Here is a 25729-nt window from a genome sequence, read left to right as displayed (position 1 = left end):
GCGTAGGGGTGGGTGGGGTCGCCGGCTGGTCCGTGTTCGTCGCGCAGCTTCAGGCAGAGCGCGGCGACGAACTACGGCACCGTGCTCACCCCGGGAGACCCCGGGGCCATCGACGCGACGGCGACCTGGACCGGATCGGTCGTACGCGGTGACGACGGACTGTGGCGGATGTTCTACACCGGCTCGGTCTGGGACGAGACCGGCAACACCCAGACCATCGCGCTGGCGACCTCGACGGACCTGTTCACCTGGCACAAGCGCGAGGACTTCGCAGTGGCGGCCGACGCCCGGTGGTACGAGCGGCGCGGTACGTCGTCCTGGCCGGAGGAGGCATGGCGGGACCCGTGGGTGTACCGCGGCCCGGACCTCCGCTGGCACATGCTGATCACCGCCCGCTCCCGCACCGGACCCGTGGACGGCCGGTCCGCGCTCCTGTTCTCCACCGAGCGGGAGACCATCACCGACACCCGCGCCAGACAGGGCCCCGGCGAAGGACGGGCTGATCGATCTCACTCAGGCCGCCCCCCTCACATCCGAGGCCCTCTACAGCGGACGCCTGGTCCGCGACCAGCACGGCCGGGCCGCCCTGCTGGCTTTCGCCACGGGGGCGCGCACAGGGCGATTCGAGGGGACGATCGCGGACCCCCTGCACGTCTCCTGGGACGCGGACCGACTCCGTGCCGACGTTCCTACAGCGCCGTACGCCTTGGGTTTCTCGTTGTCGACGGATTGTCTGCGGATTCTCTATCCCCTGAGGTGAGGAGCCCGGGGACGGGTTGCATGGCCTTCGGCGTCTACGGCCGCCGTACCGCGACTCATGTCCCGAAAGGACCTCCCCTCACCATGTCTGTCAGACGGGTCACGAGGCTGCTCATGGCAGCGCTGGCCCTCACCCTGCTGCCGCTCGTCGCGGCCCCGCCCGCACAGGCGGCCAGCTTCAGTCCCGTGGACGCCCAGCCGTGGGACCAGGGGCTTCCCCTGTTCTGCTCGGACAACCTGGTCATCGGGGCGCGCGGATCGGGGGAGAACTCACCGGAGAACCCCCCGCTGCCCGGCCTCGAACACATGGGAAACCGCGTGGGCGCCTACCTCCGCGAGGCCCAGATCGCCGGCCTCAGCGGATCGTCGACCGCGTACTACCCGCTGCCCTACGAGGCCGCGGACGTCAGCGCCGACACCATGCTGTGGAGTTCGACCTGGGTCAACTCGCGCAACACCGGGACCAAGCAGCTGATCCAGGTGGTGCGCAAGTGGGAGAGCATGTGCCCCACCTCGCGCATCGGTCTCGTCGGGTACTCCCAGGGCGCCAACGTGGTGCACGACGCGATCGACAACCTCTCCGTCGACGAGCGCGGCCACATCGGCGCCGTACTGATGCTGGCGGATCCGCACAGCGCGGCGGGGCAGACCTCGTACGCGATGCACGTGGACTACCGCACCGGCGAGGCCGGCAAGACGACGGAGGGCGGGCTCCTCGAACCGCGCGTCCTGCCGTCCGACATCGCCGGGCGCAGCCTCGACTTCTGCATCGTCGGCGACATCATCTGCGACCCGCATCAGAGCGAGAGCGCCGCGCTGGGCTCCGAGATCCACGGCAGCTACCAGTCCTGCTGCGGCAGCATCGACCACAAGCGGAGCCTCGGCAGCTGGTTCGCCCGGCAGATGCAGGGGATCAGCGGCCCGCCGCCCGCGCCCGCCTGGAACCCCGGCCGCGACTGCGGCATGACGGTGGTCGCGCCCAACGACGCCGCCGCCAGGGCCGTCGACTGGGCGTGCCGGGAGGTCAGCGTCGGCACCTGGTACAGCTGGGGCGGCGGACACGGCCCGGCGCCCGGGCCGACGTACGGATTCGTGGACAGCTCCGACCCCGAGCGCAGCAGGAACGACCCCAGCCGCAAGGGCTTCGACTGCTCGGGCTTCGTCCGCTACGCGTGGGCGAAGGCCGTCGGGTACGACGTCATGGGGCAGCGCACCGCCGCGCAGGAGTTCCAGCTGCCGGCCACGAACCGCTTCACCGCGGCCCAGGGCACCGCGCCGCTGCAACCCGGCGACCTGGTCTTCTTCGGCTCACCCATCCACCACGTGGCCATGTACCTGGGCGACGGGAAGATCGTCGAGGCGCGCGAGTCGGACACCCACATCATGGTGTCGCAGTTCTCCAGCCACAACGGCTACACCGGGGCCATCCGCCTCGCCGCCTCCGGCGGAGCGGGCGGCGGCGGTGACCACAGCACCTGGGGCGACCACGTCAACGTGCGCGCCTCGGCCGGGCTGTCCGCCCCCGTCGTCGTCACCTTCGACGGCCCCACGGCCATCAAGGTCAAGTGCCAGCAGCACGGCGAGTCCGTGACCGCCGAGGGCTACACCAACGACGCCTGGTCCTACCTGCCCGACTACGGCGGCTGGGTCAGCAACATCTACGTCCAGGGCCCGGCCTGGCTCGACGGCGTACCGTCCTGCGACGGCTCGGAGGGCGGCGCGACCGGAGGAGCCGGACGGTTCGAGACCTGGGCCACCGGAGTCAACGTACGTCCGCTGCCGTCCCGTTCGGGAACGCCCGTGGCCACCTTCTCCGCGCCCATGTCGGTGGTGATCCAGTGCCAGAAGCGGGCCGAGTCCGTGACCGCCGAGGGCCTCACCAACGACGCCTGGTCCTACCTGCCCGACTACGGCGGCTGGATCAGCAACATCTACGTCAAGGGGGCCGACTGGCTCGCGGGCGTGCCCGCGTGCGACGGCAACACGGGCGCGGGCAGCGGCGGGTTCTCCACCTGGGGCACCGACGTCAACACCCGCCAGCGGCCCAGCACCTCGGCACCGCTCGGACCGGTCTTCGCCGCCCCCACGAAGGTGACGGTCTCCTGCCAGCAGCACGCCGAGTCCGTGACCGCCGCTGGCGTCACCAACGACGCCTGGTCCTACCTGCCCGACCAGAAGGCGTGGATCAGCAACATCTTCCTCCAGGGCCCCGCCTGGCTCGACGGCGTCCCGCCGTGCGGGCCGAGCAGCGCCCCGGTCGGTGACCCCGGCTTCAGCACCTGGGGTTCCGGAGTGCAGGTGCACGCCGACTCCTCGACGTCCACCGCGACCGTGCACACCTTCAGCGGGCCGACCAACGTCCGGATCCGCTGCCAGGAGCGCGGCGAGTCGGTGACCGCCGAGGGAATCACCAACAGCGCGTGGTCCTACCTGCCGGACTTCGGCGGCTGGGTCAACAACATCTACATCCAGGGGCCGGCCTGGCTCGACGGCGTCCCGTCGTGCGGGATCAGCCGCCCCGGCAACCCGCCCGAGATGCTCTGAACCCCGCTGATGTCCCGGGACATCAGCTCCGTGCGCCGGCGCCCCCACAGGGCGCCGGGTACGAACTCTGCTCGACCTCGTAGGGCAGACACGTCCCGGGCACGGGCGCGTAGTCCAGCAGGTGCCCGCGTACGCGGCGGATGTACGGCAGCAGACGGCTCGGTACGCCGTTCGCCTTCTGCACGACGAACGTCGCCGTCCGGTACGCGGCGGCCAGGTTCAGCGCCGGGTCCCCGGCGACACCCTCCAGCTGCGGAGCCAGCGTGCACAGCATGCGGCCCAGGGCCAGGATCGACTCCTCGGGGTCGAGCGGCGGCACCGGAACCCGGTCCTGCCGGTCCGGGGGCAGGTAGTACCGCAGGACGCGTGGCGTCCAGCGCGCGATGCCGTACTCCTGGGCGGCGGGATCGGCCAGATCGGGATCGAAGCCGCTCTCGGCGGCGAGGATGGCGGCGATCAGCGCGGGGGTGATCTGCGGGACCGGGCACATGGTCCCGGCGCGGACGATGGCGGGCCGGAACCGGGCCGGTATCGCGGCCCGGGGATTCAGCCACCTGGCGTCGTCGGCCGGGGCCGCCGCCCGCGCCGTGATCGCCGACGCCGTCGCGGACGGGCCGTGCGTCGCGTGCGCCTGCGAGGCACAACAGCCGAACAGGATCAGCCCCAGCACGGCGAAACGCCACGCTCCCCGCACACCACCAGGAGACGGCTTCACCTGCGCGGACGGCTCCGCAGGCTCCCCGACAGGCCCGGACCCGGCGACCACAACGGGCTCCGCGTGCATCCCCGTCTCCAGTTCCACCCGCGTACGGACGCGCCGGGCCTCCCACTCCCCGACATCACCCCCGCACGCCCCCACATACGCCGCGAGCACAGCGGCACTCGGCAGCCGCTTGCCGGACGCGCAGGCGGCGAGCGTGGAGGCGGCGAAATGCGTGTGCGCGGCCAGCTGCTGGTAGGACGGCGACCCCGCCTGCCGCCGCAGCCCACGCAGGTCGTGAGCGAACCGCTCCAGGACCCCCAGCGTCGGATCGATACGGCTCTCGCGCCGCCCCATGTCTTTCCCCCAACGACCTTCACCTACCGTGTCGCCTGCTCACGGCGACGCCAGCCGATTGTGCACGTACGTGAAAAATTCCGCCACTCCGTCCCGACGGAGGCCCCCGCCTTCCGAAAAAAAAGAGTTGAATGACTCTATTTTTCGTGGCGTGGAATTTCCATACTGAACATGCCGGGAATTCGGTTCCAGAAGGATTGGGTAAACGATGAAGAAGAACATGGGTAAACGTCTTTTCGTGCCAATGGCCCTCACCTCTGCGGTAGCCGCCGTCGCTCTGACCGCTGCTCCCGCGTCGGCCGCTTCGGTCTCCATCAACGTCGCCGCCAATCGAATGCCTCAGGGGGCGGCCTGTGTCTACGTGACGGACATTACGACCGGTGCAACCGCCAACGCGGGCGGTGTCCGGTTTACGCAGGGCAGGAGCGTCACGGTCAGGATGGGTATCAATTCGGGTGACAACCTGTCCTTCGAGTGGCACGGAAGGGACTGCGCCGGATCGGCACTGCGGATCGACTTCCTCAGGGCTCCGTCCCCTCTGCCGACCGTGTGGAACATCAACTGACGCTCGCAGTGAGCTGAGGCGCCGGCGCATCGCGGCCCCGGGTGTCCGGCGCCCTCTGTCGCGAGATCCCCGGTTCGTGTGAACCTCCTTGCAGATCAACACTGTTGAGGAGTCGCATGTCGAATCGTGAGGTATCCCTTCAGCTCTACACACTTCGCTCTCTCCTCGAAGAGGACCTGGAGGGCACGCTCGGCCGTGTCGCCGGGATCGGCTACACCACCGTCGAGCCCTACGGCTTCGTCCACCGGGCGGAGCGAATATCGGAGGCGCTGAGCGCGCACGGGCTGTCCGCGCCGACCGCGCACGCGCCGCTGCTGTCGGACGACCGGTCCACTGTCTACGCCGCCGCACGGCGCCTGGGCGTCGGCACGCTCGTGGTGCCGATGGTGGCGCCCGAGCGCTGGCGGACCAGGGAGGGCATCGAGGGCCTCGCCGCGGACCTGAACCGGGTGGCTGTCGAGGCCGCCGACCACGGGTTCACCGTCGGCTACCACAACCACCACTTCGAACTCGAACTCCGCCAGGACGGCACGCACGTTCTGGAGATCCTCGCCGACTGCCTGGCGGACGAGGTGGTCCTCGAAGTCGACACGTACTGGGCGGCCGTCGGCGGCGCGGACGTACCGGCGCTGCTGGGCCGGCTCGGGGACCGGGTCGCCGCCCTGCACATCAAGGACGGGGACCGCACGCTGAACACCAAGGCGCAGGTGGCCGTCGGCGACGGCGTACTCCCGGTCGAGGAGATCCTCGCCGCCGCCCCGGACGCGCTGCGCATCGTCGAACTCGACGACTACGACGGGGACATCCTCGACCCGGTCGCAAGGAGCCTCGGCTTCCTCAGCGGCCTGAAGGACGGCTGACGTGACCACGAAGCACGCCCTCGTCGTCCGCGGCGGCTGGGAGGGACACGTCCCGGTCCCGGCCACCGACCTGCGCGCCGCCGACCTCAAGGAGGCCGGATACCAGGTCACCGTCTCCGACTCCCTCGACAGCTATCTCGACGAGGACCTCCTCGCCGGCACCGATCTGATCGTGCAGTGCTGGACGATGGGCGAGATCACCCGCGACCAGATGACCGGCCTGTCCCGGGCGGTCCGCGCCGGGACGGGGTTCGCGGGCTGGCACGGCGGGATCGTCGACGCGTTCCGCGCCGAGCCGCGCTACCACCTGATGACGGGCGGCCAGTTCGTCCACCACCCCCGGGAGTACTCCACCTACCAGGTCAGGCCGCTGCCCGGGGCGGCCGGCCATCCCGTCATCGAGGGGGTCACCCCGTTCCTCGTCACCACCGAGCAGTACTACCTGCACATGGACCCGGCCGTGGAGGTCCTCGCGGTGACCGACTACCTCGACGACCCCGAGCACCCCGAACTCGCCGGCACCGTCGTCCCCGTCACCTGGACCCGCTCCTGGGGCGCGGGCCGCGTGTTCGTCACCGCGATCGGCCACACCCTGGACGACCTGGCCGTACCCCAGGTCCACTCGATGATCACGAAGGGCATGACATGGGCGACCCGCTGACCCCGCACCCCCCGCTCCGCGTCGGCCTCGTCGGCGCCGGCAAGATCAGCGACGCCTACCTCACGACCCTCGCGGAGCTGAAGAACCTGCGCCTGACGGCCGTAGCCGACCTCGACCCCGAACGCGCCCGCGCCGCCGCCGCGAAGGCACCCGGCGCCCGTACGGCGACCCTCGACGAGCTGTACGACGCCGAGGACGTCGACCTCGTCCTGAACCTGACGATCCCCGCCGCCCACGCGACGGTCGCCCACGCGGCCATAGCCGCCGGCAAGCACGTCTACGGCGAGAAACCCCTCGCGACCACCACCCCCGCCGCCCGTGCGCTGCTGGACGCCGCCGCCGAGGCCGGCGTCCGGGTCGGCTGCGCGCCGGACACGGTCCTCGGCACCGGCGTACAGACCGCCCGGGCGGCACTGGACGCGGGGGACCTCGGGGTGCCGGTCGCGGCGAACGCGTTCATGGTCGGCCCGGGGCCCGAACGCTGGCACCCGGACCCCGAGTTCTACTACCTGCCGGGCGGCGGGCCGCTCCTCGACATGGGCCCCTACTACCTGACCTCGCTGGTGACCCTGCTGGGGCCGGTGCACCGCGTCGTCGGCATGACCTCGACGCCCCGGGCCGAACGCTTCATCGGCCAGGGCTACCGGGCCGGTACGAGATTCCCCGTCGAGGTCGCCACCCATGTCACCGGAGTCCTCGAACACCGCTCCGGCGCCCTGTCCACGCTGGTGATGAGCTTCGACGTGTGGGGCAGCACGCTTCCCCGCATCGAGATCCACGGCTCGGACGGCTCGCTCTCCGTACCCGACCCGAACCGGTTCGACGGACCGGTCCAACTCTTCCGGGCCGGCGCCCAGGAATGGGCGGACCTTCCGGTCCTCGGCGGCTACCGCGACGCCGCCCGGGGCTACGGCGTCGCCGACCTCGCCCGCGCCCTCTCCCGGGGCGAGCCGCACCGCGCCGACGGCGAACTCGCCTACCACGTCCTCGACATCATGGAGTCCCTGCTCGCGGCGGCCGACAGCGGCTCCTCGGTCACGGTCTCCAGCGACTGCGCCCGCCCGGCGGCGGTCCCGGCGGACGCCCGGCCCGAGGAACACTGACGGCTCCTCTCGACATCGCCTTCGCCGGCCGCTGAGTGCGGTCGGCGAAGGGGATGACGGTGAGTCACTGTGCCGTGGTGCGTGGGCTGTTCCCGAGGAGTTTCCGGCGCGCACCCCCTGTCCTGGGCCACCTCGGCATCGCCGCGAGATCACCGCCGAAGGCGTCGCCGCGCTCACCGGATGTGCTGGTGGAGGGGAGTTGCCGCACGGGCGGTCGGTCGCGCAGCGCGAGCGGGACGTGATCGATCCGGTCGGCCACTACGCGCCGTACGCGTGTGAGGCCGCCGCCGCGCCCCTGAGGGGACACGGCGGCGGCCGTTCACAGCAACGCCTCCGGTGTGATGGGCAGTTCGCGGATGCGGCGGCCGGTGGCGTTGAAGACGGCGTTGGCGATGGCGGGGGCGACTCCGACGATGACGATCTCGCCGAGTCCTTTGACGCCGATGGGGTCGGCTTTGTAGTCCTCTCCGTCGATGTAGACGGCCTTGAGGTCGGTGGGGATGTCGGCGTGGACGGGTACGAGGTAGTCGGCGAGGTTGGCGTTGACGATGCGGCCGTCGCGGTGGTCGGTGACGGTGTGTTCCAGGAGGGCCTGGCCGATGCCGCCGACCATGGCGCCGATGGCCTGGCTGTCGGCGAGTTTCGGGCTGATGATCCGGGCGGCGTCGTACACGCCGACCATGCGCCGCACCCGGACCAGGCCGAGCGTCGCGTCGACGGCCACTTCCGCGAAGGTCGCGGCGTAGGCGTACAGGGAGTACCTCTCTGTCTGCGGCGCTCCGGCGTAGGAGCCGAGTGTTTCGAGGTGGGTGAGGTGGTGGCGGGCCAGCAACTGCCGGTAGGTCTCTCCGCGTGCGGGGTTGTCCTTGGCGTACAGCCGGCCGCCGCATACTACGACGTCGGTGGGATCGACCCCATGGAGGGGTGATGCTTCGTCGCCGACGGCGAGGGCGATGGCCTGTGCGCGGAGTTTGTCGCAGCCGTCCTGGACGGCGGAGCCGACGCTGGCCATGGTGCGTGAGCCGGCGTGGAAGGTGGTCGGGGGCATGAGGGAGTCGCCGAGGTGGAAGGTGACCTGGCGCATGGGCAGGCCGAGGGCGTCGGCGGCGACCTGGGTCATGGAGGTGGCGGTGCCGGGGCCCATGTCGCTGGTGGCGGACTGGAGGAGGGCGGTGCCGTCGGCGTGGAGCCGGACGGAGACCTGGGCTTCGCCGCGCTGGGTGTCGTAGACGCCGGCGGCCATGCCCATGCCGATGAGCCAGTCGCCGTCGCGTGTCGAGCGGGGTTTCGGGTTGCGGCGGTGCCAGCCGAACTCGCGGGCGCCGACGCGGTAGCAGTCGCGCAGGCGGCGGGTGGAGAACGGCAGGTTGGTGGACTCGTCGTCGGCGGGTTCGTTGCGCAGCCGCAGTTCGATCGGGTCGACGCCCAGATCGTGGGCGAGTTCGTCCATCGCCGTCTCCATGACGAAGGCTCCGTTGGTGTACCCGGGGCCGCGCATGAAGTACGAGGTGCTCACGTCCAGCGGCACGGTCGCGTACACCTGGCGGACGTTGGGCGTGCTGTAGAGCATCCGGCCGGGGACGAGAACGAGTTCGCTGTAATTCTCGTAGCGGGAGGTCTCGCCGCGTACGTCGTGCGTCGACGCGGTCAGGCGGCCCCGCCGGTCGCTGCCGAGGCGCAGCGCGTACTCGTAGGCGGGCCGGTAGCCCACACCCGCGTACGTCTGCTTGCGGGTGAGCGCGAGTTTCACCGGGCGCTTCACCTCGCGGGCGGCCATGGCCGCGATGACGGAGTGCACCCAGGTATGGCCGGCGCTGCCGAAGCCGCCGCCGACGACCGGGGCGATGACGCGGACCTTGTCCGGTGCCATGCCGAACTCGGCGGCCATGGCATTCACGGTGCCGAACACCCACTGGGTCTTCTCCCAGAGGGTGAGCCGGTCGCCGTCCCAGCGGGCGACGGTGCCGAACGCCTCCATCGCGTTGTGGTGGTTGCGGGCCGTCTTGTAGGTCAGGTCCAGCGTGACGTCGGCGGCCTCCAGGGCCTTGTCCGCGTCGCCGCGCGCATAAATCTCGGGATCGTTCTCGGAGTCAGCGACGGCCATGTCGGTCGTGGAGGGCTGGGTGTCGTAGGTGACTTTCAGCAGGCTCGCGGCGTGCTGGGCGATCTCCAGGGTGGTCGCCACTACGACGGCTACGGGCTGGCCGAAGAACTGGACCCGGTCGTCCTGGAAGGCCCGCAGCGGCTGCCCCGGTGGGAATCCGCCCTGCCGGGGCGGGAGTTGGGGTGCGTTGAGGTGGCTGATCACCTTCAGGACACCGGCCTGGGCGAGGGTGGCACGGGCGTCGATTCCGGTGATGCGGCCGAGGCTGATGGTGCTGTTGACGATGACCGCGTGCACGACCCCGTGGGGGTTGTTGTCGGCGGCGTATTTCGCTCGGCCGGTGACCCTCAGCCGGGCGTCGACCCGGGCGACGGCGGCGCCGACGGCTGCCTGGGGCTGGCTCACTTGGTGCCTCCTACGGTGCGCAGCTGGCGTTCGACGGTGCGTTTGAGCAACTCGACCTTGAAGGCGTTGTGCTGGAGGGGGTGGGCACCGTCCGCTGCGTGTCCGGCTGCCTCGGCCCACAGGGCCTTCGAGGGCCGCTCGCCGATGAGCCGGCGTTCGACGGCGGGGAGTTTCCAGGGCACGGTGCCCACGCCGCCTGCGGCGACCTTCGCGGCACGGATCACGCCGCCGCGGATGTGGAGGGCGACGGCGGCGGAGGTGAGGGCGAACTCGTACGACTGCCGGTCACGGACCTTCAGGTAGCCGGACCTGAGGGGGCGTGGGTAGGCCGGGATCTCCACGGCGGTGATCAACTCGCCCATGCGCAGGGCCTGTTCACGGTCCGGCGTGGCGCCGGGCCTGAGGAGGAAGGCGGTGAGCGGGACGGTGCGTGGACCGTCCGGGCCCAGCAGGTGCACGCTCGCCTCCAGTGCCGCGAAGGCCACGGCGGCGTCGGAAGGATGCGTGGCCACGCACGCTTCGGACGTGCCGAGGATCGCGTGGGTGCGGTTGACGCCCTCGCGGGCCGCGCAGCCGGAGCCGGGCTCACGCTTGTTGCAGGCGGCGGACACGTCGCGGAAGTAGGCGCAGCGGGTGCGCTGCATGAGGTTGCCGCCGATGGTGGCCATGTTCCGCAGCTGGGGCGAGGCGCTCAGCTCCAGCGCCTGCGAGACGACGGGGAACAGGGCACGCACGCCCGGGTGGGCGGCGGCCTCGGACATCCGCACCAGGGCGCCGATGCGCAGCCCGCCGCGTCCGGTGGCCGTGATCTCGTGCAGGGGCAGGGCGCTGATGTCGACCAGCGTCCCGGGGCGTTCGACAGTCTCGCGCATCAGGTCGACCAGGGTCGTGCCACCGGCGATGTAACGCCCGCCCCGCGTGCCCGCGTCGAGTGCCTCGCGGGTCGTGGACGCCTTGCTGTAGGCGAAGGGGTGCACCGGGGCCTCACTTCCCGCGCGCGGCGGTCTGCTCGACCGCGCGCACGATCTTGACGTAGCAGCCGCAGCGGCACAGATTGCCGCTCATCCACTCCCGGATCTCGTCCGTGGAACCGGCATGGCCCTCCTGGATGCACGCGGTACCGGACACGATCTGGCCGGAGGTGCAGTAGCCGCACTGATAGGCGTCCTGGTCGATGAACGCCTGCTGGAGCGGGTGGAGTTCGCCGCCGTCGGCCAGTCCCTCGACCGTGGTGACCTCGGTGCCCTCCAGCCGCACGGCCAGCGTCAGACAGGAATTGACCCGGCGCCCGTCGACCAGGACCGTGCACGCCCCGCAGGCACCCGCATTGCAGCCCTTCTTCGAGCCCGTCAGGTCCAGATGCTCGCGCAGCAGGTCCAGCAGGGAGGTGCGGTTGTCGATGGTGACGGTCCGCCGGATGCCGTTGACCGTCAGGGAGACCCGGCTGCCCGGCGGCGCCTCGGCGGCGGCGGTCGCGGGCGGCGCGGTGATCAACCCGCCGGCCAGCGCGGCCCCGCCGGCCACGGTGGTCGCCGCGATGAAGGTACGCCGGGTGGGGGCGTCGGTGGATGGGGAGACGGGTGTCTCGGGAACGTCGGTGGACATGTCCACTCTCCCTCGTGGGGGGACGGATGGTTGGGGCGCGGGCACGCGGCGGTGCAGTCGCTCGTGGAGATGGGGCTCGGCCTTCAGCCGACTCCCACCACGGCGCGGTGGTGGGACGTCTGGGCGCAGGTGAGGGGGATGCCGTGCCGGGCGGCGATGAACTCGGCGGTGATGGACAGGGCGGACACGTCGGGGGTACGGGACCCCGGGGCGAGCCCAATGGGTGAGCGGAGCCGGGCCAACTCCCGTTCACCCAGACCGGCTTCGCGCAGTGTGCTCCCGTGGGTGCGGCGCGATCCCGGGTGGCGAAGAGGGTGCGGGCGTCGCACTCGGTGACGTGATAGCCGAGGAATGTGCTGCCCTGGACCAGTGCCGTAGCGAAGTCGATCACGCGGGGCGGAGGCGGGTTCACCGCGCCGAGCAGGGTGAGGCTGCCGGGCCAGCGGGATCCTCCCCCGGACCCCGTCCCGGAGAGCCTCCATCTCGCTTCGCTCGCGGAGATCTCGACCGTGCCGGTACGGTCGGCTTCCAGCAAGGCACGCGCTTGGGCGGCCACGGTCCGGTCCAGGGTGGCGCGGCCGTTTCCGTACGCTTCTTCGTATGTGCCGGCGGGGCGTAAGTGCAGGCTCTCGCTCAAGAGTTCGGCGGACCACGGATCACCCGGGCGAGGGCTGCCGGTTCGCCCCGAACGGTGCCGGCCAGGGCTGACCGGAACACCGCCCTGACCAGGACGTAGATGACCCCGCCACAGGTGAGACCGACAGCGGAGGCGTCCTCGTCGTGGTAGCCGAACCGCTCGACCACGGTCCCGCCGTCCTCAAGCGCTTGCGTGCACAGGTCCTGGACGGCCCCTTCCACGCAACCGCCGGAGACCGACCCGATCGCGATGCCCTCACGGTCGACGGCAAGCGCGGCCCCTGCCCCACCGCTGACGCCGACGACGCCGGCCAGGACGAACTCCCGCCCCTCCTCCAGCCGGTGGTTCAACTCCTCGGCCATGTCGAGCACTTGGACCTCCGTGGACAGGATGCGGGCAGGTGGTTCAATGCCCCACCAAAGGTTGCTCGCCCATTGTGTCCGTGGGACAGCCGTTGTACCTGGTACTGGCTGTCCTTCTGTCGCCCGGGGCATTGGCTGCCGTCGTGCCACGGGCCGAGCCTGAACGCATGACGATCCACGGAGCCGACTCGGTGTTGTCCGCCGTGTGGATATGGAGGGCGCCGGAGTCGCCGCCGTCCGTGCCCCGGCCGTCGGCCGGCCCTCGAAAACGAACGCTGGGCGTGGCGGACAGCCGACCACCAGTGATCGACTGTTGATCAAGCCGTGCGTGACGGCGGCAGCCCGGCTCCCGTCGTTGTCGCGTCGGTGCCCCAGCTGGCCAGCAGCCGGAGTGCCTCCGCGGACGGGGAACCGGGTTCGGCGTGGTACGTCGCCAGGGTCTGTTCGTGGTCGTCGGCCAGGTGGAACGATTCGAGGCGGAGTTCGAGCTCGCCGACGAGCGGGTGGCGCAGGCGCTGGATGCCGTGGCACTTGTCCTTGACGTCGTGGGCGGCCCACAGCCGTCTGAACTCCTCGCTCTTCACGGAGAGTTCGCCCACCAGCGCGGACAGCCGGGGGTCGTCGGGATGGGAGCCGGCGTCCATGCGCAGCTGGGAGACGACGTCGTTCGCCTTGTGATCCCAGTCCGCGAACAGGTCGCGGTACTCGGGCCTGAGGAACACCAGCCGGGCCCAGTTCCGCTCGTGCTCGGGCAGCTCGGCCCAGTCGCCGAAGACCGCCGCGGCCATCCGGTTCCAGGCGAGGATGTCCGAGCGCCGCCCCACGAGGACCGCCGGGCCGCCTTCCATGGTGTCCAGCAGCGTCCGCAGGGGGCCCCGCACGTGCTGGGTGCGCCCGGCCGGCGGCTTCTTCTTCTGTTTCGGCTTCGCCAGGTGCGTGAGGTGGGCGCGCTCGGCGTCGCTGAGCCTGAGGGCGCGGGCGATGGCGTCGAGGACCTCCGCCGACACGTACTGCCCGTTGCCCTGCTCCAGGCGCGTGTAGTACCCCACCGACACCCCGGCCAGCTGCGCCAGCTCCTCACGGCGCAGCCCCGGCACCCGCCGGTGGCGCCCGAAGTCCGGCAGGCCCACGTCCTGCGGCTTCAGCCGGGCCCGCCGGGTGCGCAGGAACTCGCTGAGCTCGGCACGCGGGTCCAGAGCGCCGCCGGCGGGCTCGTGCACCGGTTCGGGGTGTTCGTCCATGCCTCCGAGTATCCCCGGTCGGACGCACATCAGCCTGCACCAGCCAGTGGTAGGCACAGCGGAGGTACATAGAGCCGTGACCTGGGTGAATACCGGATCGTCCAGCACGCTGGAGGCCGTGCCCGGCTGGCAGGCAGCCGGGGCGTGGTTTGCATCAGGAACGGAGTACACCCCATGACCGCAACCCAGGGGACCGACCGGACCGAGACGGCCGCGGAGGTGGTCGGCCGCCTTCGTGCGACGTTCGACACCGGCGTCACCCGCCCACTGGACTGGCGCATCGACCAGCTGCGGCGGCTGCGCGCCCTGCTGGTCGACAACGAGAAGGAACTGCTCGAAGCGCTCTGGGCGGATCTGAGGAAGAACGCCGCCGAGGCGAAGACCCAGGAGATCGACTTCACCGTCGCCGACATCGACGAGACGCTGGCGAATCTCGAGAGCTGGCTTCAGCCCCGCCCGGTGGAGGTTCCCGCCCACTTCGGTCCCACGACCACGGCCTACACCACGTACGACCCGCTCGGGGTCGTCCTGGTGATCGCCCCGTGGAACTTCCCGCTGCACCTCCTCATCGACCCCATCATCGGCGCGCTGGCCGCCGGAAACACCGTGGTGGCCAAGCCGAGCGAGATCTCGGTGCACACCTCGGCAGTGGCTTCACGCCTCCTGCGGCAGTACTTCGACGCCGACGTACTCACCGTCGTCGAAGGGGGAGCCGAGGAGACCACGGCCCTCCTGGCGCAGCGCTTCGACCACATCTTCTACACCGGCAACGGCACGGTGGGCCGGATCGTCATGGCCGCGGCCGCCAAGCACCTCACCCCGGTCACGCTGGAACTCGGCGGCAAGTCGCCGGTCTTCGTGGCGCCCGACGCCGACGTGGACGAGACCGCGAAGCGGCTGGTCGGCGCCAAGTTCGGCAACGCGGGGCAGCAGTGCGTGGCCCCGGACTACGTGCTGGCCGATCCCGCCACCGCCGCCGCGCTGGTTCCCGCCCTGCGCGCGGCGGTCGAGGCTCAGTTCGGCACCAGCCCGCAGACCTCGGCCGACTTCGGCCGGATCATCAACGAGCGGCATTTCGACCGGCTCACCGCTCTGCTGGACTCCGGCCGGGCGGCGGTGGGAGGCCGGTACGACCGCGACGACCTGTTCATCGCACCGACCGTGCTCACCGATGTCGACCCCGCCTCGCCGGTCATGCAGGAGGAGATTTTCGGCCCGATCCTCGCCGTCGTCGAAGTCGAAGACCTCGATGCCGCCATCGCCTTCATCAACGAACGCGACAAGCCGCTCGCGCTCTACGCCTTCACCGAGTCCGAGGCCACCAAGTCGCGCCTCGTGAACGAGACGTCCTCCGGGGGTGTCGCCTGGGGCCAGCCGGTGATCCAGCTCCTCATGACCGGCCTGCCGTTCGGCGGCGTCGGCGAAAGCGGCTTGGGCCGGTACCACGGCCGGTACTCCCTCGAAACGTTCAGCCACCTCAAGGGCGTCGCTGACGTGCCGCTCAGCTGATCTCCCATTTCCCTCAGGAAGATCGAGCTCGCCAACCGCATCGTCATGGCGCCGATGACCCGGGTCCGGGCACGCGTCGCAGGGGTACACCGACTACCCCTTCCTCGAAACGACTTGAGGACCGCGGTCACGCCTGTCCATGCGACAGCTCTCTCATGCGCTCTCTTCGCTGAGGCGGGCGACCGCCCACGGCAGGAGTTCGTTGGCCAGCGCAAGGCTGAACGGCCGGACCAGGGAACGGAGTTCGGCGCAGGCGGCAGGGCCGAGCGTGAGGTAGGGGAGGGCGGCCAGCTTGTCGGTGGTGTGCTCGATCTCCGCCCTGCGCCGGGTGCCGTCCTCGGTCAGGGCGAGGTCGGGTCCGTCGTCGAGCCAGCCGCGCTCACGCAGGTCCTGGACGGCCTGGTCCCACTGCTCCGGCGTCCAGGCCCGCGAGTCGCGCAGCGTCGCCGCGCTGAAGTCGCCGGTGGCGGCGTGTGTGACGAGGGCGTCGAGCCCGCTCAGGCCGCCGGCCAGCAGTGCCGCCACGTGGCCGTCGCCACGGAACTCCCGCAGCAGGGTCTGCGCGTGCCACAGCACGAGGTGGGGGGCGTCCGGCCACGGCAGCGCGGCGTGCGCGGCGAAGAGGGGGCGGCCTTGTGGATGGCGCAGGGTCGCTTCAGCGGCGGTGCGGGCCAGTTCCGCCGCGCGGGCCAGTGCCGGTGAGGAGATGTCCGCGCCGAGGATGCGGCGGAGCGTGGCGTCGATCCCGGCGAGCCGGGCGGCGGTGAACTGCTGCGGCGTGGCGGCTTCCCATGCCGCGGGTATGGCGCGGCGTACCAGGTGGGGATTGAAGTTGTAGAACGTGGCGATGACCAGATCCGCCGGAGCGGCGCCGAGCGCGGCGGAGCGGGACGCGAAGTAGCCCGTCCTGGCGTCCACGCCCAACTCGGCGTACCGGGCTGCGGAATCGGGCGAGAAGTAGACGGCCCCGTGGTAGGGCTCGAGAATTCTCCAGGTCTGGCGCGCGAAGGCCAGGCTGTCGTGGTCCGTGTTCTGCGTCATGCGGGGTTTGCCGTCCTGTGGTGGATGAAGTGTCGCTGTTCATCGAGCACACGACGGCGCGTGGGGCACGCCCCGTCGTACCGCCTGGTCGGTACGTTATCGGAGAGCGGCCCCGGCAGCCACCGCCCCGCGACCAGTTCTCTCCGGGCGTCCGCTCAAAACAGTTCCAGGCCCCCGCCGTTGGTGTCCGCGACGACCGGCCGGGGCTGGGCGGGGAGGCCGTCCAGGCGGTCGGGACCGGCCGCGGCGGCCACGGCAGGGGCCGTCTCGGCCAGCCAGGCACGGAAGCGCTCGGCGGCGTCGCGGTAGGGGACTCGCGCCAGGACACGGTGCTCGCCCGACGGGCAGAAGTCGACGGAGATGGTGAGCAAGCAGGAACGGGGCGCGTTCTGACTGCCCGTCCAGGACACGCGCAGCACACCGCAGGGCCTGCGCCCGCGAGGGGCGCGGTGGGTCGGGCGCAGCGACCGGCAGGCTATGTGCGCGGTCCACGCGGCGAGGTGCGGCAGGGGCAGGGTGGTGCGTGCGCGGCAGCCGGGGCAGCGGTGCCAGTGGCGGAGCCAGTCGTCGGCGTCGGTGTCGAAGAGACGTGCGTAGCGGTTCGCCACGCGGATGTCGGTGCTGTACAGGTGGTCGGGGTGTTCCTGCGTGTTGCAGGACTGGCAGACGGGGGCGCGGACGTAGCCGTGTTCGTGGCAGTGGTCGAGGACGGTGGCGGGCGCGGTACGGCAGACGGCGCACGCCCACTCCGCCACCTTGCGGGAGGTGCCGGGCTTCCTGCTGAGCACCGAGTACAGCTGGCCTTCCAGCTCCTTGTCGTACGGGCGCAGTGAGGTGCTGGGGCCCTCGGGGCTCGTCGTCCGCAGATCGCCCTCGGTGACGGCCGCGCCTGCCTGGCGGGTCCGCGCGGCTCGTACCCACTGCGTTTCGGCGTGCTCGGCGGCGTCCAGCAGCCTGACCACGGCGCGCGGCAACCACCACGTGCGCTGCGTCCCGGCGCGGGTCTGCTCCACGAGCATCTGGCGCCAGTCGATCCCCGCCAGGTGGACGTCACGTCGTGCTGCCCGCTCGGGGCCGCCCAGTTCCCCCGCGATGCGCTGACGCCAACGCAGCGACGTCCCCTCGTCCCACTCCCGCCTCGGTACCTCACGAAACGGACCGATACGGACCAGGTCCCGCCGATCCATCTCCACCGCGTTCAGTTCCGCTGCCGCCCGCCGCACCTCGACCTCCCGAACGCCCCACGGACCGGCACTCGCCCCCACCGTCGCCACCACCCGGCCGCCGAGCAGGACGTACCCCACCCGGGCACGAGTGAACGCCCCAGAAGCCGTCGGCACGGCACTGGCAGCCGTCAAACGGACCCACAGAGCATCCGCGGCAGCCAGGGGGATCAGGCCGTCCGTGCGACCGGGCATGACACGCTCCGACATACCGACAGGCTAACGGCCTGCAACACGGCAACGAGTCCCAAGTACCGCAGTCAGCCAGGCCGTTGCCCGCGACTCCGTCGGGTTCACCAGTGCCTCCCGTGCACGTGGCATCATCACCAGAACGTCGAGAACCGGGCACGTCATCCTCGCGCATCAGCGCCGCAGACGGCCACCGCGCCCGGCAGCGGGCGGCCTGAGTGGGGGCACGGAAACACGGTCCCGAGGATCACCTCCCCATCGGCGACGTCATCCGCCGGACCGGCGTATCCGCCTCCGCGCTGCACTTCTACGAGCGCAAGGGCCTGATCCTCTCTGAACGGGGCGCCGCCAACCAGCGGCTCTACCCCCGCCACATGCTGCGCCGCATCTCCTTGATCATCGTGGCCCGACGTCTCGGCATCCCGCTCCGCGACGTCGCCGAGGTCTTCGCCACGCTCCCCGCCGACCGCGCCCCCGCCCACGAGGACTGGCGACGCGTCTCGCTCGCGTGGAAGAGGCAGTTGGAAGAGCGCCGTCGGGCGATCGAGGCCCTGGAGCACGAACTCACCGGGTGTATCGGGTGCGGATGCCTGTCCATGAAGGCGTGCCTGCTGCTCAATCCCGATGACGCGCTCGGCCGTCAGGGGCCGGGGCCGGTCCGCCTCCAGAACACCGACGCACGGGCCCGATCGGTCAGCCGTGCACCGTCATGAGACGACACGCCATGAGCCCGGCGTCGCGTGCCGTCCGCAGGTCAGTCCGTTTCCAGTGCGGACAGCAGGAGGGTGATGACGCGGGTCGCGGCGGACCACTGCTCGGAGGTGAGGCCGGGGAGGGCTTCGGCGACGGAGGGCGGGATGGGGAGGTCCTCGATGCGCCACGCCAGGTCGGAGACGAGGATGTCGGTGCCGGTGAGCTTCAGCCCGGACCTCTCCCGCTCGGGCGCGTACGAGGGGCCGGGCACCGTGCCGTACTCCAGGTGCTGGGCGGCGGCGAGGTTGTCCGGGGTCTGCGAGCCGGCCGCCAGCAGGGCCGCGCGGAACGCGGTGGTGAGGTCGGCGGGGGCCGGGGCGGTTCTGGCTGCCAGGAGCGTTCGGACCAGGTCCTGGGCGGTGCCGGTCGCGCGTACGGAGCTGTCTGTGTGGAAGAGGCAGTGGTGCAGGGGGCCGTGGGGGAGGAGGGCGTCGGAGAAGTCGGCGGGGCCGTGGAAGGAGGCGCGCCCGTCGCGCGTGTGCGGCAGGGTGAACGACACGTGGCCGAACGCCGCGCCCGCGAAGGTCGTGCGCCCGTGGAACTGCGTACCGGTGAAATCCCCGTACGCCAGACGGCACGCACGCGCATCGAAGTCGATCAGTGTGGCTCCGGAGAGGTGCAGGTGGAGGTCCTCCCAGAGCGGGTGGCCGGGTGAGGGGCGCGTACGGCCGGTCAGGAGGCGCTGGGCCTCTTGCCGTGTCCGGACGTCGTCGGACTGGGACGGGGTGAGCGTGCGGAGGTCGAAGGGCAGCGGCGTCCGCAGGTACGCGCACACGGTGTCCGCTATGCGCTGCCTCAACTCGGGCTTGGTGTCCCCGAGTTCGCCGAGAAGGCGGAGTCCGGTGAGGCGGGTCCCGGGGTCGGCGAGTTGGCGGTGGTACGGGGCGACGGAGTCGTCGGGGACCAGGCTGCCCCCGGGGCCGGGCGTGGTCCAGCCGAAGGGCCAGACCTGGTCCTCGCCGCGGGCCGTGGCGGAGAGCCTGGCGCCGGTGAGGTCGGCCGCGGGCTGCACGAGGTGGACCCGGCCACCGAAGACGGACGCGTGGAACACCGCCTCACCGCCGAAGCGGGCCTTCCAGAACCAGGCGGCTGCCTCGAACCGGGCGTACGCGAACGACACCCGGCCGTGGAAACGGGCCCCGTCGCCGCCCTCCTCCCAGCTCTGGTAGTCCTCCTCCGGCACGGCCACAGGCCAGAGCGGGTCGTCCTCGTTGAGCTCGTCCCGGACGACGGGACGCCACCGCTCGGCCTCCTCCCACGCCTCCTCGTCCTCGGGAAGCGCCTCCTCGCCCCGGCCGAACCAGGCGAGCTCCCGGAAGAGGGCACCCGAGAAATCGGCACCCGCCCGGAACCGGGTACGCCCGAAGACGGCCACGCCGCCGAACCGGGCCCCCGCGAAGCACGCATCGCCCTCGAAGACCGCCCTCTCGAACAGCGCCTCCCCGGCGAAACGGGCGCCGTCGAACACGGATACGCCGCGGAAGTGGGCGTCCGTGAAGCGGACCCGGCCGAAACGGCAGCCGCTGAACCCGACGTCCGGCAGTACGGCGCCGGTCAGGTCGATGTCTAGGCAGTCGGCGTCGTCGGTGGTCGGACGGCGCGTCAGGTCGGCGAGCGTGGCGACTGCCGCCGCCTGTTCAGCGGCTCGTACGACCGGAGCCCGCAGATAGGCACAGACGGCGTCGGCCACGGCTTGCCGCTGCGCGGGATCCGCCTGGGCCAGTTCCTCCAACTCCCGCAACGCAGCGCGATGTTCACGGATATCCGGTCCGGCCAAGCGGTCGACGGCACCCCGGTACGCCTCGGAAACCTCCGGCTGCATCCTCGTCCTCCCCCTGTCGTCGCTCTCTCGGTCAACGTACCGACGCCGGAAGGCGCACGTGCGGCGGGGCCGCGTACACCGCTCACCGTGCCCCGGCCGCCCGGACCACAGTGGGCCGCCTCGGTCAACTCGCTGCCGCAGGACCGTCATTGCGCCGTATAGCCGCCGTCGACGTTGAGGATGGTTCCGGTGACGAAGGACGCCGCCGGAGAGGCGAGCCAGGTGATGGCTTCGGCGACCTCGGTGGGGCGGCCCATGCGGTTGAGTGGCTGGAGGGCGGCGATGCCGGCCTCGTCCCAGGTGCCGGCGTCGATGGCGGTGTTGAGGATGTCGGTCTTGATCGCGGCGGGGGCGACGCCGTTGATGCGGATGCCGTCGGTGGCGTACTCCAGTGCGGCGGACTTGGTGAGGCCGACCACGGCGTGCTTGGTGGCGGAGTAGTTGGCCGCGTAGCGCATGCCGCCCAGGCCCGCGATCGAGGCCAGGTTGACGATGGAGCCGCCGGGGGTGTCCTGGGCCAGCATCTGCTGGATCTGGTACTTCATGCCCCAGAAGACGCCGAGCACGTTCGTGGTGAGCATCTGCTGGAAGCGGCTGGTCGGCTCGTCGGCCATGCGGCCGGCGTCAAGGGAGATCCCGGCGTTGTTGACGGCGACATCGAGCCGGCCGAAACGCTCGACGGTGGTCGCGACCAGGGCCGCGAGGGAGTCTTCGGAGTCGACGTCGGCGGCGACGAAGGCGGCTCGCCCGCCGTTGCCGCGGATCTCGCGGGCGACGACTTCGCCCGCTTCCTCGCGGCGGCCGGAGACGACGACGGCGTGGCCCGCGCGGGCCAGCGCGAGACTGGTCTCCTTGCCGATGCCGGTGGTGGCACCGGTGACCAGGGCGACGCTGGAAACGCTCATGGCGGTTGACCTCTTTCGCGGACAGGGGAGGACAGTCGGCGATCCCGCTCTAGAAGACCGCCGGTCTCTTGTGTTGAACAATAAGAGACTGGCGGTCTGATGTCAAAAGACCGGCAGTCTGTAACATGGGGGCATGACGACCTTCCAGCGGGCGCGCAGCGAGGAACAGCGGGAGATCCGGCGGCGGGCGATCCTCGACACCGCGGCGGCCATGCTCGACGAGATGCCCGTGGGCGCGCTCAGCCTGAACGAGCTGAGCCGGCGCGTGGGCCTGGCGAAGTCCAACGTGCTGCGCTACTTCGAGTCACGCGAAGCCGTCCTGCTGGAACTGCTGGACCGCGACTGGCGGCAGTGGACGGCCACCCTTCCCGACCAGTTCGCCGCCTCCGTCACCCCCGGCGCCCCGCCGATCCGCCGCGGTGAGGAGTTCGCCGCCGTCCTGGCGCACTCCCTCGCGCACCACCGGGTGCTGTGCGACCTGCTCAGCGCCCAGGCGGGCGTCCTGGAGCACAACGTCTCCCCGGACGTGGCCGCCCGCTACAAACGAGCGGCCCTCGACAACGTCGCCGCCCTGTCCGCACTCGCCCGCCGCCACCTGCCCGAACTCGGCGATGACGCCGACCGGTTCTGCGCCCAGGCCGTCATGGTGAGCGGCGCGGTGTGGACCCACGCCCGGCCGTCCGCCGCCATGCTCACCGCCTACGAGGCCGACCCCTCACTCGCCGCCCTGCGCATGGACTTCACCACCACCCTGGAGGAGACGCTGACAACCCTCATCGCGGGCACACTCACCCGGACCGAGCCCGGTACTCACTGACTTTGGCCGCTCAGGACGACAGCGGTGACCCCACGCGGTGAGCCGTTCCGTCGGCGTCGACGTACGTGAATTCCCGGAGCCCGTACGGCGTGTCCTCCGGCTCGCCGAAACGGCCCTCGACGCCGGAGTTCCGCCACTCGGCATGGACCGCGTCGGCGTCGCTCACGTAGAGGTAGACCACGGCACCGGTACGGGCGGGATCGTGCTCGGCCCACTCGGTGAGGTGCATCGATACCGGCCCCCGCTCGACGAAGCCGTAACGATCCGGACCCTCGTAGGCGTGCGCCGTGAAGCCCAGGCGACGGTATCGCTCCAGAGCGGCGTCGAGATCACGGACGGGGACGACGGGGGCGACGCTCGTGAAGGCCACTTCTGTCATCCGGGCAGTCTGGCACGCGGGCCCGGGGTCGGGGAGACGTGGATCACATGGGCCCGTGTCACAGGGGGCCGGGCTGTCTCGTCCCAGGGGGTGTAGTCACCGACGAGCGAGGAGAACACGATGGAAGCGCGATTGAACTACTTCGCCAGCCCGACCGCGGCCAAGGCCCTCAAGCACCTCATGTCGGCGGGCAAGGTGCTCAAGGAGTCGCCGCTGCCGGCCGCGACGCAGGAGCTGGTGGCCCTGCGCGTGAGCCAGATCAACGGCTGTGCCGTCTGTATCGACATGCACACCAAAGATGCCGCGGCGGCGGGCGAGACACAGGTGCGGCTGCATCTGGTTTCTGCGTGGCGGGAGGCGACCGTCTTCACCGAGGCCGAGCGTACCGCGCTGGAGCTGGCGGAAGAGGGGACCCGGGTCGCGGACGCCGCCGGCGGGGTCGGTGACGAGGTCTGGGCACGTGCCGCGAAGCACTACGACGAGGAGCAGCTCACCGCCCTGGTGGTCCTGGTGGGCTTCATGAACACGGCGAACAGGCTGAACATCATCGCCCGGCAGCCGGCCGGCGACTACGAGGTCGGGCAGTTCCACTGAACGGCAGTCGACGACCAGCCCGGGGCGCTGGGGTAGGCCCCGGGCACGCAGAAGGATCAGCAGAATGTGCCGTACAGGAAAGCTTCGAGGGGGACGCTGAGTGGACAAGGCCGAGGAGTTCGAGGAGCTGCGGCCCCTGTTGTTCTCGATCGCCTACCGGATTCTGGGCAGCGTGAGCGAGGCCGAGGACGCGGTGCAGGAGACATGGCTGCGCTTCGACGGCTCGACGACCGTCCCCACGTCGCTCAAGGCGTTCCTGTCCGCCACGGTGACGCGGATCTCGATCGACGTGCTGCGCTCCGCGCGGGTGCGCCGGGAGGCGTACGTGGGCCCGTGGTTCCCCGAGCCGCTGCTGAGCGATCCGTACCAGGATCCGTCGCGTTCGGCCGAGCTGGCCGACTCGGTGTCGATGGCGGCGTTGCTGCTGCTGGAGCGGCTGAGCCCGCTGGAGCGGTCGGTGTTCGTGCTGCGGGAGGTGTTCGGCTTCGGGTTCGACGACATCGCCTCGGCGGTGGGGCGGTCGCAGGAGGCGTGCCGGCAGCTGCTGGTACGGGCGCGGCGGCACATGGAGGCCGGGCGGCCGAGGTTCGAAGCGGACCGCCGGCAGCGGCAGGAACTGGCGACGCGGTTCTTCGACGCCCTGCGCGAGGGCGACGTCGACGGCCTGCGGGATCTCCTGGCCGCCGACGTGCAGTTCGCCGGGGACGGCGGCGGCAAGGCGCCACAGCTGGCCCGGGCCGTGACCGGCGCCGGGAAGGTGGCCCAGCTGCTGGCGTCCGTCGTCCCGCTGCTGGCGCGGATCGATGTGACGTTCGAGGCGCACGAGGTCAACGGCCAGCCCGGCGCGATCTTCCGCGACCGGGACGGCAAGGTCCTGTACGCCCTCGCCCTCGACGTGCTCGACGGGCAGATCCAGACCATTCGTTCCGTGATCAACCCCGACAAGCTCGGCCACCTCGGACCGGTCGCCGACGCCTGGGCTCTCGACGGCGAGGTGAAACAGGTCCGCCGGCAGATGAGGTGACCCCTCGCGTCCGCCCGTCCGGCGCTGCCGGGGGCGGGCGAGGACGTCCTCAGAGCCCGGTGACCGAGTCCGTCACCTGGTCGAGGAGGGCCTTGAGCCGTGCGGACCCGTCCCGGCCGAGCGCGGTGGTGACCCGCTGTTCGATGGCGGTGATCTCGGCCTCGGCCACGCGCAGTGCCGCGCGGCCGGTGTCCGTGAGGTGGAGTTCCTGGACGTGGCGGTGGCGGGGGTGGGCGCGGCGCTCGATCTGGTCGCGGCTCTCCAGACGGGCGGCGAGGGAGGCCACGGCCTGAGGGGTGACGTTGAGGCGACGGGCCGCCTCCGCTCCGGTCAGGCCGGGTTCGGAGTGGACGAGGATCAGCAACTGGTAGTGCGCGACAGCCATGCCGAGCGGGCGCAGCCGCTGTTCCTTCAGCCCCTGCACCGCGACCTCGGCCCGGCGCAGGGACCAGATCACGCGCTCCAGGGCGTCGGCGGCCACGGGTTCGCCTTCTTGGTCGACCGGCTGCTCACCCTCAACGCCGTCGCCCCCGTCCAGCTGGCCCGCGTGGCGCTGCCCGGCATGCTCGCCGCCGGCGAGGGCGCCGTCGTCACCGTCGCCTTCACCCGCACCCTGGTCGGCGAACTCACCGGCACCGGGGTGCGCGCCCTCGTCGTGTGCCCCGGGATCGTGGCGACGGAGTGGAACGACGGCTACGGCCACGGCGTCCCCTCGGCCATGTCCCCGCAGGACGTCGCCGCCGCGGGCCTCGCGGGCCTGCGCCTGGGCGAGACCGTCTGCGTTCCCGGCCTGGAGGACCAGGAGGCCGCGCTGAAGTCCCTGCTGGACAGCGAGGCCGCCCTGATGGACGGCGGTGCCCGCAAGACCCTCGCCACGCGCTACCGGCAGCCCTGAAACTCCTGCCCACCGACGGACGGCGGCCCCGGTACCACTGCGGTACGGCCGAGGCGCCACAGCCGGGCCGCACTGGGCCTCACCGGGTCCGGAGGCCGCGCGCGGATGTCCCCCCGGCCTCCGATCGACCCGGCACACGGCGGTGCACCCCTCAACTCACGCCTTCCGGAGCACCCCGCGTACCCCGCCGAAGCCGAAGCGCAGACCCGCGCCGACGGCGACCGACGCCGCCGCGACGCCGTAGGCCGTGGCCTGGACGGGGAAACCGGGCAGGAGAGGGCCCGCGAGGTAGAGGACCGTGCCGGCCAGGGAGACGGTCAGCCACTCCCAGCGGCCGTCCAGGGCGACCAGCGCGATCACCAGCAGGGAGTACCAGGGATAGTTGGGGGACAGGACGAGCAGCGCGGTGCCGGTGACCAGCAGGGCGCCCCGCCAGGGCCGTTCCGGGTCCCCGCGCCGCAACACGTACAGGCCGGTCAGGACGAGCACACCGGCCGCGGCGACCTCCGCGGCGACGCCCGGCAGCAGGAGCTGGAACAGCGCGAAGCGGCGTACGTCGCCGGGCTGGTACCCCTCCTCGTGGAGGTAGCCCGGCAGATAGCCCAGCACGTCGGGACCGGACGCGACGACATAGGGGACGTAGGCCAGGGCGACGGCGGCGAGCGCGGCCCCGGC

Annotated in this window: 23 protein-coding genes and 3 pseudogenes; 12 read left to right on the top strand and 14 right to left on the bottom strand. The window is 71.3% G+C overall.

The genetic code is table 11. The features are described from left to right. Positions 1–12 precede the first annotated feature (12 nt). Positions 13–390, top strand: a pseudogene (locus tag AOK24_RS52795) (hypothetical protein); the annotation flags it as partial. Between the two features lie 453 nt (positions 391–843). Continuing rightward, entirely contained in the window at positions 844–3303 is a 2460-nt protein-coding gene (locus AOK24_RS24770; RefSeq protein WP_240554103.1) for a cutinase family protein, read from the top strand. 22 nt (positions 3304–3325) lie between these two features. Here the strand turns inward: AOK24_RS24770 and AOK24_RS24765 are convergent, their stop codons facing one another. Further along, entirely contained in the window at positions 3326–4360 is a 1035-nt protein-coding gene (locus tag AOK24_RS24765; protein ID WP_055722281.1) for a helix-turn-helix domain-containing protein, read from the bottom strand. A gap of 208 nt (positions 4361–4568) precedes the next feature. On the opposite strand from AOK24_RS24765, the gene AOK24_RS48670 reads away from it, so the two are divergent. From AOK24_RS48670 to AOK24_RS24750, 4 genes are all read left to right on the top strand, one after another. Then, positions 4569–4925: a hypothetical protein gene (locus AOK24_RS48670; RefSeq protein ID WP_159051970.1), complete on the top strand. Its 357-nt coding sequence runs from the start codon at positions 4569–4571 to the stop codon at positions 4923–4925. A 116-nt stretch (positions 4926–5041) separates the two neighbouring features. Continuing rightward, positions 5042–5785, top strand: coding sequence for a sugar phosphate isomerase/epimerase family protein (locus AOK24_RS24760; RefSeq protein ID WP_055722280.1), 744 nt, complete (start codon positions 5042–5044; stop codon positions 5783–5785). A gap of 1 nt (position 5786) precedes the next feature. After that, positions 5787–6446 (top strand): ThuA domain-containing protein, encoded by a 660-nt coding sequence (locus AOK24_RS24755; RefSeq protein ID WP_055722279.1) that lies wholly within the window; start codon positions 5787–5789, stop codon positions 6444–6446. After that, positions 6431–7549, top strand: coding sequence for a Gfo/Idh/MocA family protein (locus tag AOK24_RS24750; protein ID WP_055722278.1), 1119 nt, complete (start codon positions 6431–6433; stop codon positions 7547–7549). The genes AOK24_RS24755 and AOK24_RS24750 overlap by 16 nt, the downstream gene beginning before the upstream one ends. Before the next feature lie 64 nt (positions 7550–7613). Here the strand turns inward: AOK24_RS24750 and AOK24_RS48665 are convergent, their stop codons facing one another. The 6 genes and pseudogenes from AOK24_RS48665 to AOK24_RS24725 form a co-directional block, all read right to left on the bottom strand. Continuing rightward, positions 7614–7856: a hypothetical protein gene (locus tag AOK24_RS48665; RefSeq protein ID WP_133258223.1), complete on the bottom strand. Its 243-nt coding sequence runs from the start codon at positions 7854–7856 to the stop codon at positions 7614–7616. A 12-nt stretch (positions 7857–7868) separates the two neighbouring features. Continuing rightward, positions 7869–10058: a xanthine dehydrogenase family protein molybdopterin-binding subunit gene (locus AOK24_RS24745; RefSeq protein ID WP_055722277.1), complete on the bottom strand. Its 2190-nt coding sequence runs from the start codon at positions 10056–10058 to the stop codon at positions 7869–7871. Beyond that, entirely contained in the window at positions 10055–11035 is a 981-nt protein-coding gene (locus tag AOK24_RS24740) for an FAD binding domain-containing protein (protein ID WP_055722276.1), read from the bottom strand. The genes AOK24_RS24745 and AOK24_RS24740 overlap by 4 nt, the downstream gene beginning before the upstream one ends. A gap of 7 nt (positions 11036–11042) precedes the next feature. Beyond that, positions 11043–11663, bottom strand: coding sequence for a (2Fe-2S)-binding protein (locus AOK24_RS24735; RefSeq protein WP_055722275.1), 621 nt, complete (start codon positions 11661–11663; stop codon positions 11043–11045). A gap of 83 nt (positions 11664–11746) precedes the next feature. Continuing rightward, a pseudogene (locus tag AOK24_RS45050) lies at positions 11747–12671 on the bottom strand (XdhC family protein). Positions 12672–12979: 308 nt separating this feature from the next. Next, entirely contained in the window at positions 12980–13903 is a 924-nt protein-coding gene (locus AOK24_RS24725; RefSeq protein WP_055722273.1) for a helix-turn-helix transcriptional regulator, read from the bottom strand. Between the two features lie 174 nt (positions 13904–14077). Between AOK24_RS24725 and AOK24_RS24720 the strand changes: the two genes are divergently transcribed. After that, complete coding sequence (locus AOK24_RS24720) at positions 14078–15412, top strand: aldehyde dehydrogenase family protein (protein ID WP_055722272.1); 1335 nt, start codon at positions 14078–14080, stop codon at positions 15410–15412. 153 nt (positions 15413–15565) lie between these two features. On the opposite strand, the gene AOK24_RS24715 is transcribed toward AOK24_RS24720, so the two are convergent. Further along, the gene (locus AOK24_RS24715) at positions 15566–16453 is read right to left on the bottom strand and encodes an SCO6745 family protein (RefSeq protein ID WP_055722271.1); all 888 of its coding nucleotides are present in this window, start codon (positions 16451–16453) and stop codon (positions 15566–15568) included. Between the two features lie 155 nt (positions 16454–16608). Further along, positions 16609–17886 (bottom strand): endonuclease domain-containing protein, encoded by a 1278-nt coding sequence (locus tag AOK24_RS24710; protein WP_055722270.1) that lies wholly within the window; start codon positions 17884–17886, stop codon positions 16609–16611. 197 nt (positions 17887–18083) lie between these two features. Between AOK24_RS24710 and soxR the strand changes: the two genes are divergently transcribed. After that, the gene (gene soxR / locus AOK24_RS24705; RefSeq protein ID WP_055722269.1) at positions 18084–18578 is read left to right on the top strand and encodes a redox-sensitive transcriptional activator SoxR; all 495 of its coding nucleotides are present in this window, start codon (positions 18084–18086) and stop codon (positions 18576–18578) included. A 41-nt stretch (positions 18579–18619) separates the two neighbouring features. On the opposite strand, the gene AOK24_RS24700 is transcribed toward soxR, so the two are convergent. Further along, positions 18620–20440 (bottom strand): pentapeptide repeat-containing protein, encoded by a 1821-nt coding sequence (locus AOK24_RS24700; protein WP_159051969.1) that lies wholly within the window; start codon positions 20438–20440, stop codon positions 18620–18622. A 146-nt stretch (positions 20441–20586) separates the two neighbouring features. Next, complete coding sequence (locus AOK24_RS24695) at positions 20587–21345, bottom strand: SDR family NAD(P)-dependent oxidoreductase (protein ID WP_055722267.1); 759 nt, start codon at positions 21343–21345, stop codon at positions 20587–20589. 133 nt (positions 21346–21478) lie between these two features. Here AOK24_RS24695 and AOK24_RS24690 point away from each other — a divergent pair, with 133 nt between their 5' ends. Next, entirely contained in the window at positions 21479–22162 is a 684-nt protein-coding gene (locus AOK24_RS24690; protein ID WP_055722266.1) for a TetR/AcrR family transcriptional regulator, read from the top strand. 10 nt (positions 22163–22172) lie between these two features. On the opposite strand, the gene AOK24_RS24685 is transcribed toward AOK24_RS24690, so the two are convergent. Continuing rightward, a complete protein-coding gene (locus AOK24_RS24685; RefSeq protein ID WP_055722265.1) occupies positions 22173–22541 on the bottom strand; it encodes a bleomycin resistance protein in 369 nt (122 codons plus the stop codon). 120 nt (positions 22542–22661) lie between these two features. On the opposite strand from AOK24_RS24685, the gene AOK24_RS24680 reads away from it, so the two are divergent. Beyond that, the gene (locus AOK24_RS24680; protein WP_055722264.1) at positions 22662–23135 is read left to right on the top strand and encodes a carboxymuconolactone decarboxylase family protein; all 474 of its coding nucleotides are present in this window, start codon (positions 22662–22664) and stop codon (positions 23133–23135) included. A gap of 100 nt (positions 23136–23235) precedes the next feature. Beyond that, a complete protein-coding gene (locus AOK24_RS24675) occupies positions 23236–24159 on the top strand; it encodes an RNA polymerase sigma-70 factor (protein ID WP_055722263.1) in 924 nt (307 codons plus the stop codon). Between the two features lie 49 nt (positions 24160–24208). Here the strand turns inward: AOK24_RS24675 and AOK24_RS24670 are convergent, their stop codons facing one another. Beyond that, a complete protein-coding gene (locus tag AOK24_RS24670; protein ID WP_240554102.1) occupies positions 24209–24640 on the bottom strand; it encodes a MarR family winged helix-turn-helix transcriptional regulator in 432 nt (143 codons plus the stop codon). A gap of 12 nt (positions 24641–24652) precedes the next feature. Between AOK24_RS24670 and AOK24_RS52330 the strand changes: the two genes are divergently transcribed. After that, positions 24653–25054, top strand: coding sequence for an SDR family oxidoreductase (locus tag AOK24_RS52330; RefSeq protein WP_055722262.1), 402 nt, complete (start codon positions 24653–24655; stop codon positions 25052–25054). A gap of 156 nt (positions 25055–25210) precedes the next feature. Here the strand turns inward: AOK24_RS52330 and AOK24_RS51105 are convergent. Then, a pseudogene (locus AOK24_RS51105) lies at positions 25211–25729 on the bottom strand (hypothetical protein); the annotation flags it as partial.

Source organism: Streptomyces niveiscabiei (genome assembly GCF_001419795.1).
Taxonomy (GTDB): domain Bacteria; phylum Actinomycetota; class Actinomycetes; order Streptomycetales; family Streptomycetaceae; genus Streptomyces; species Streptomyces niveiscabiei.
This window is presented reverse-complemented; position numbering and strand designations above follow the sequence as displayed.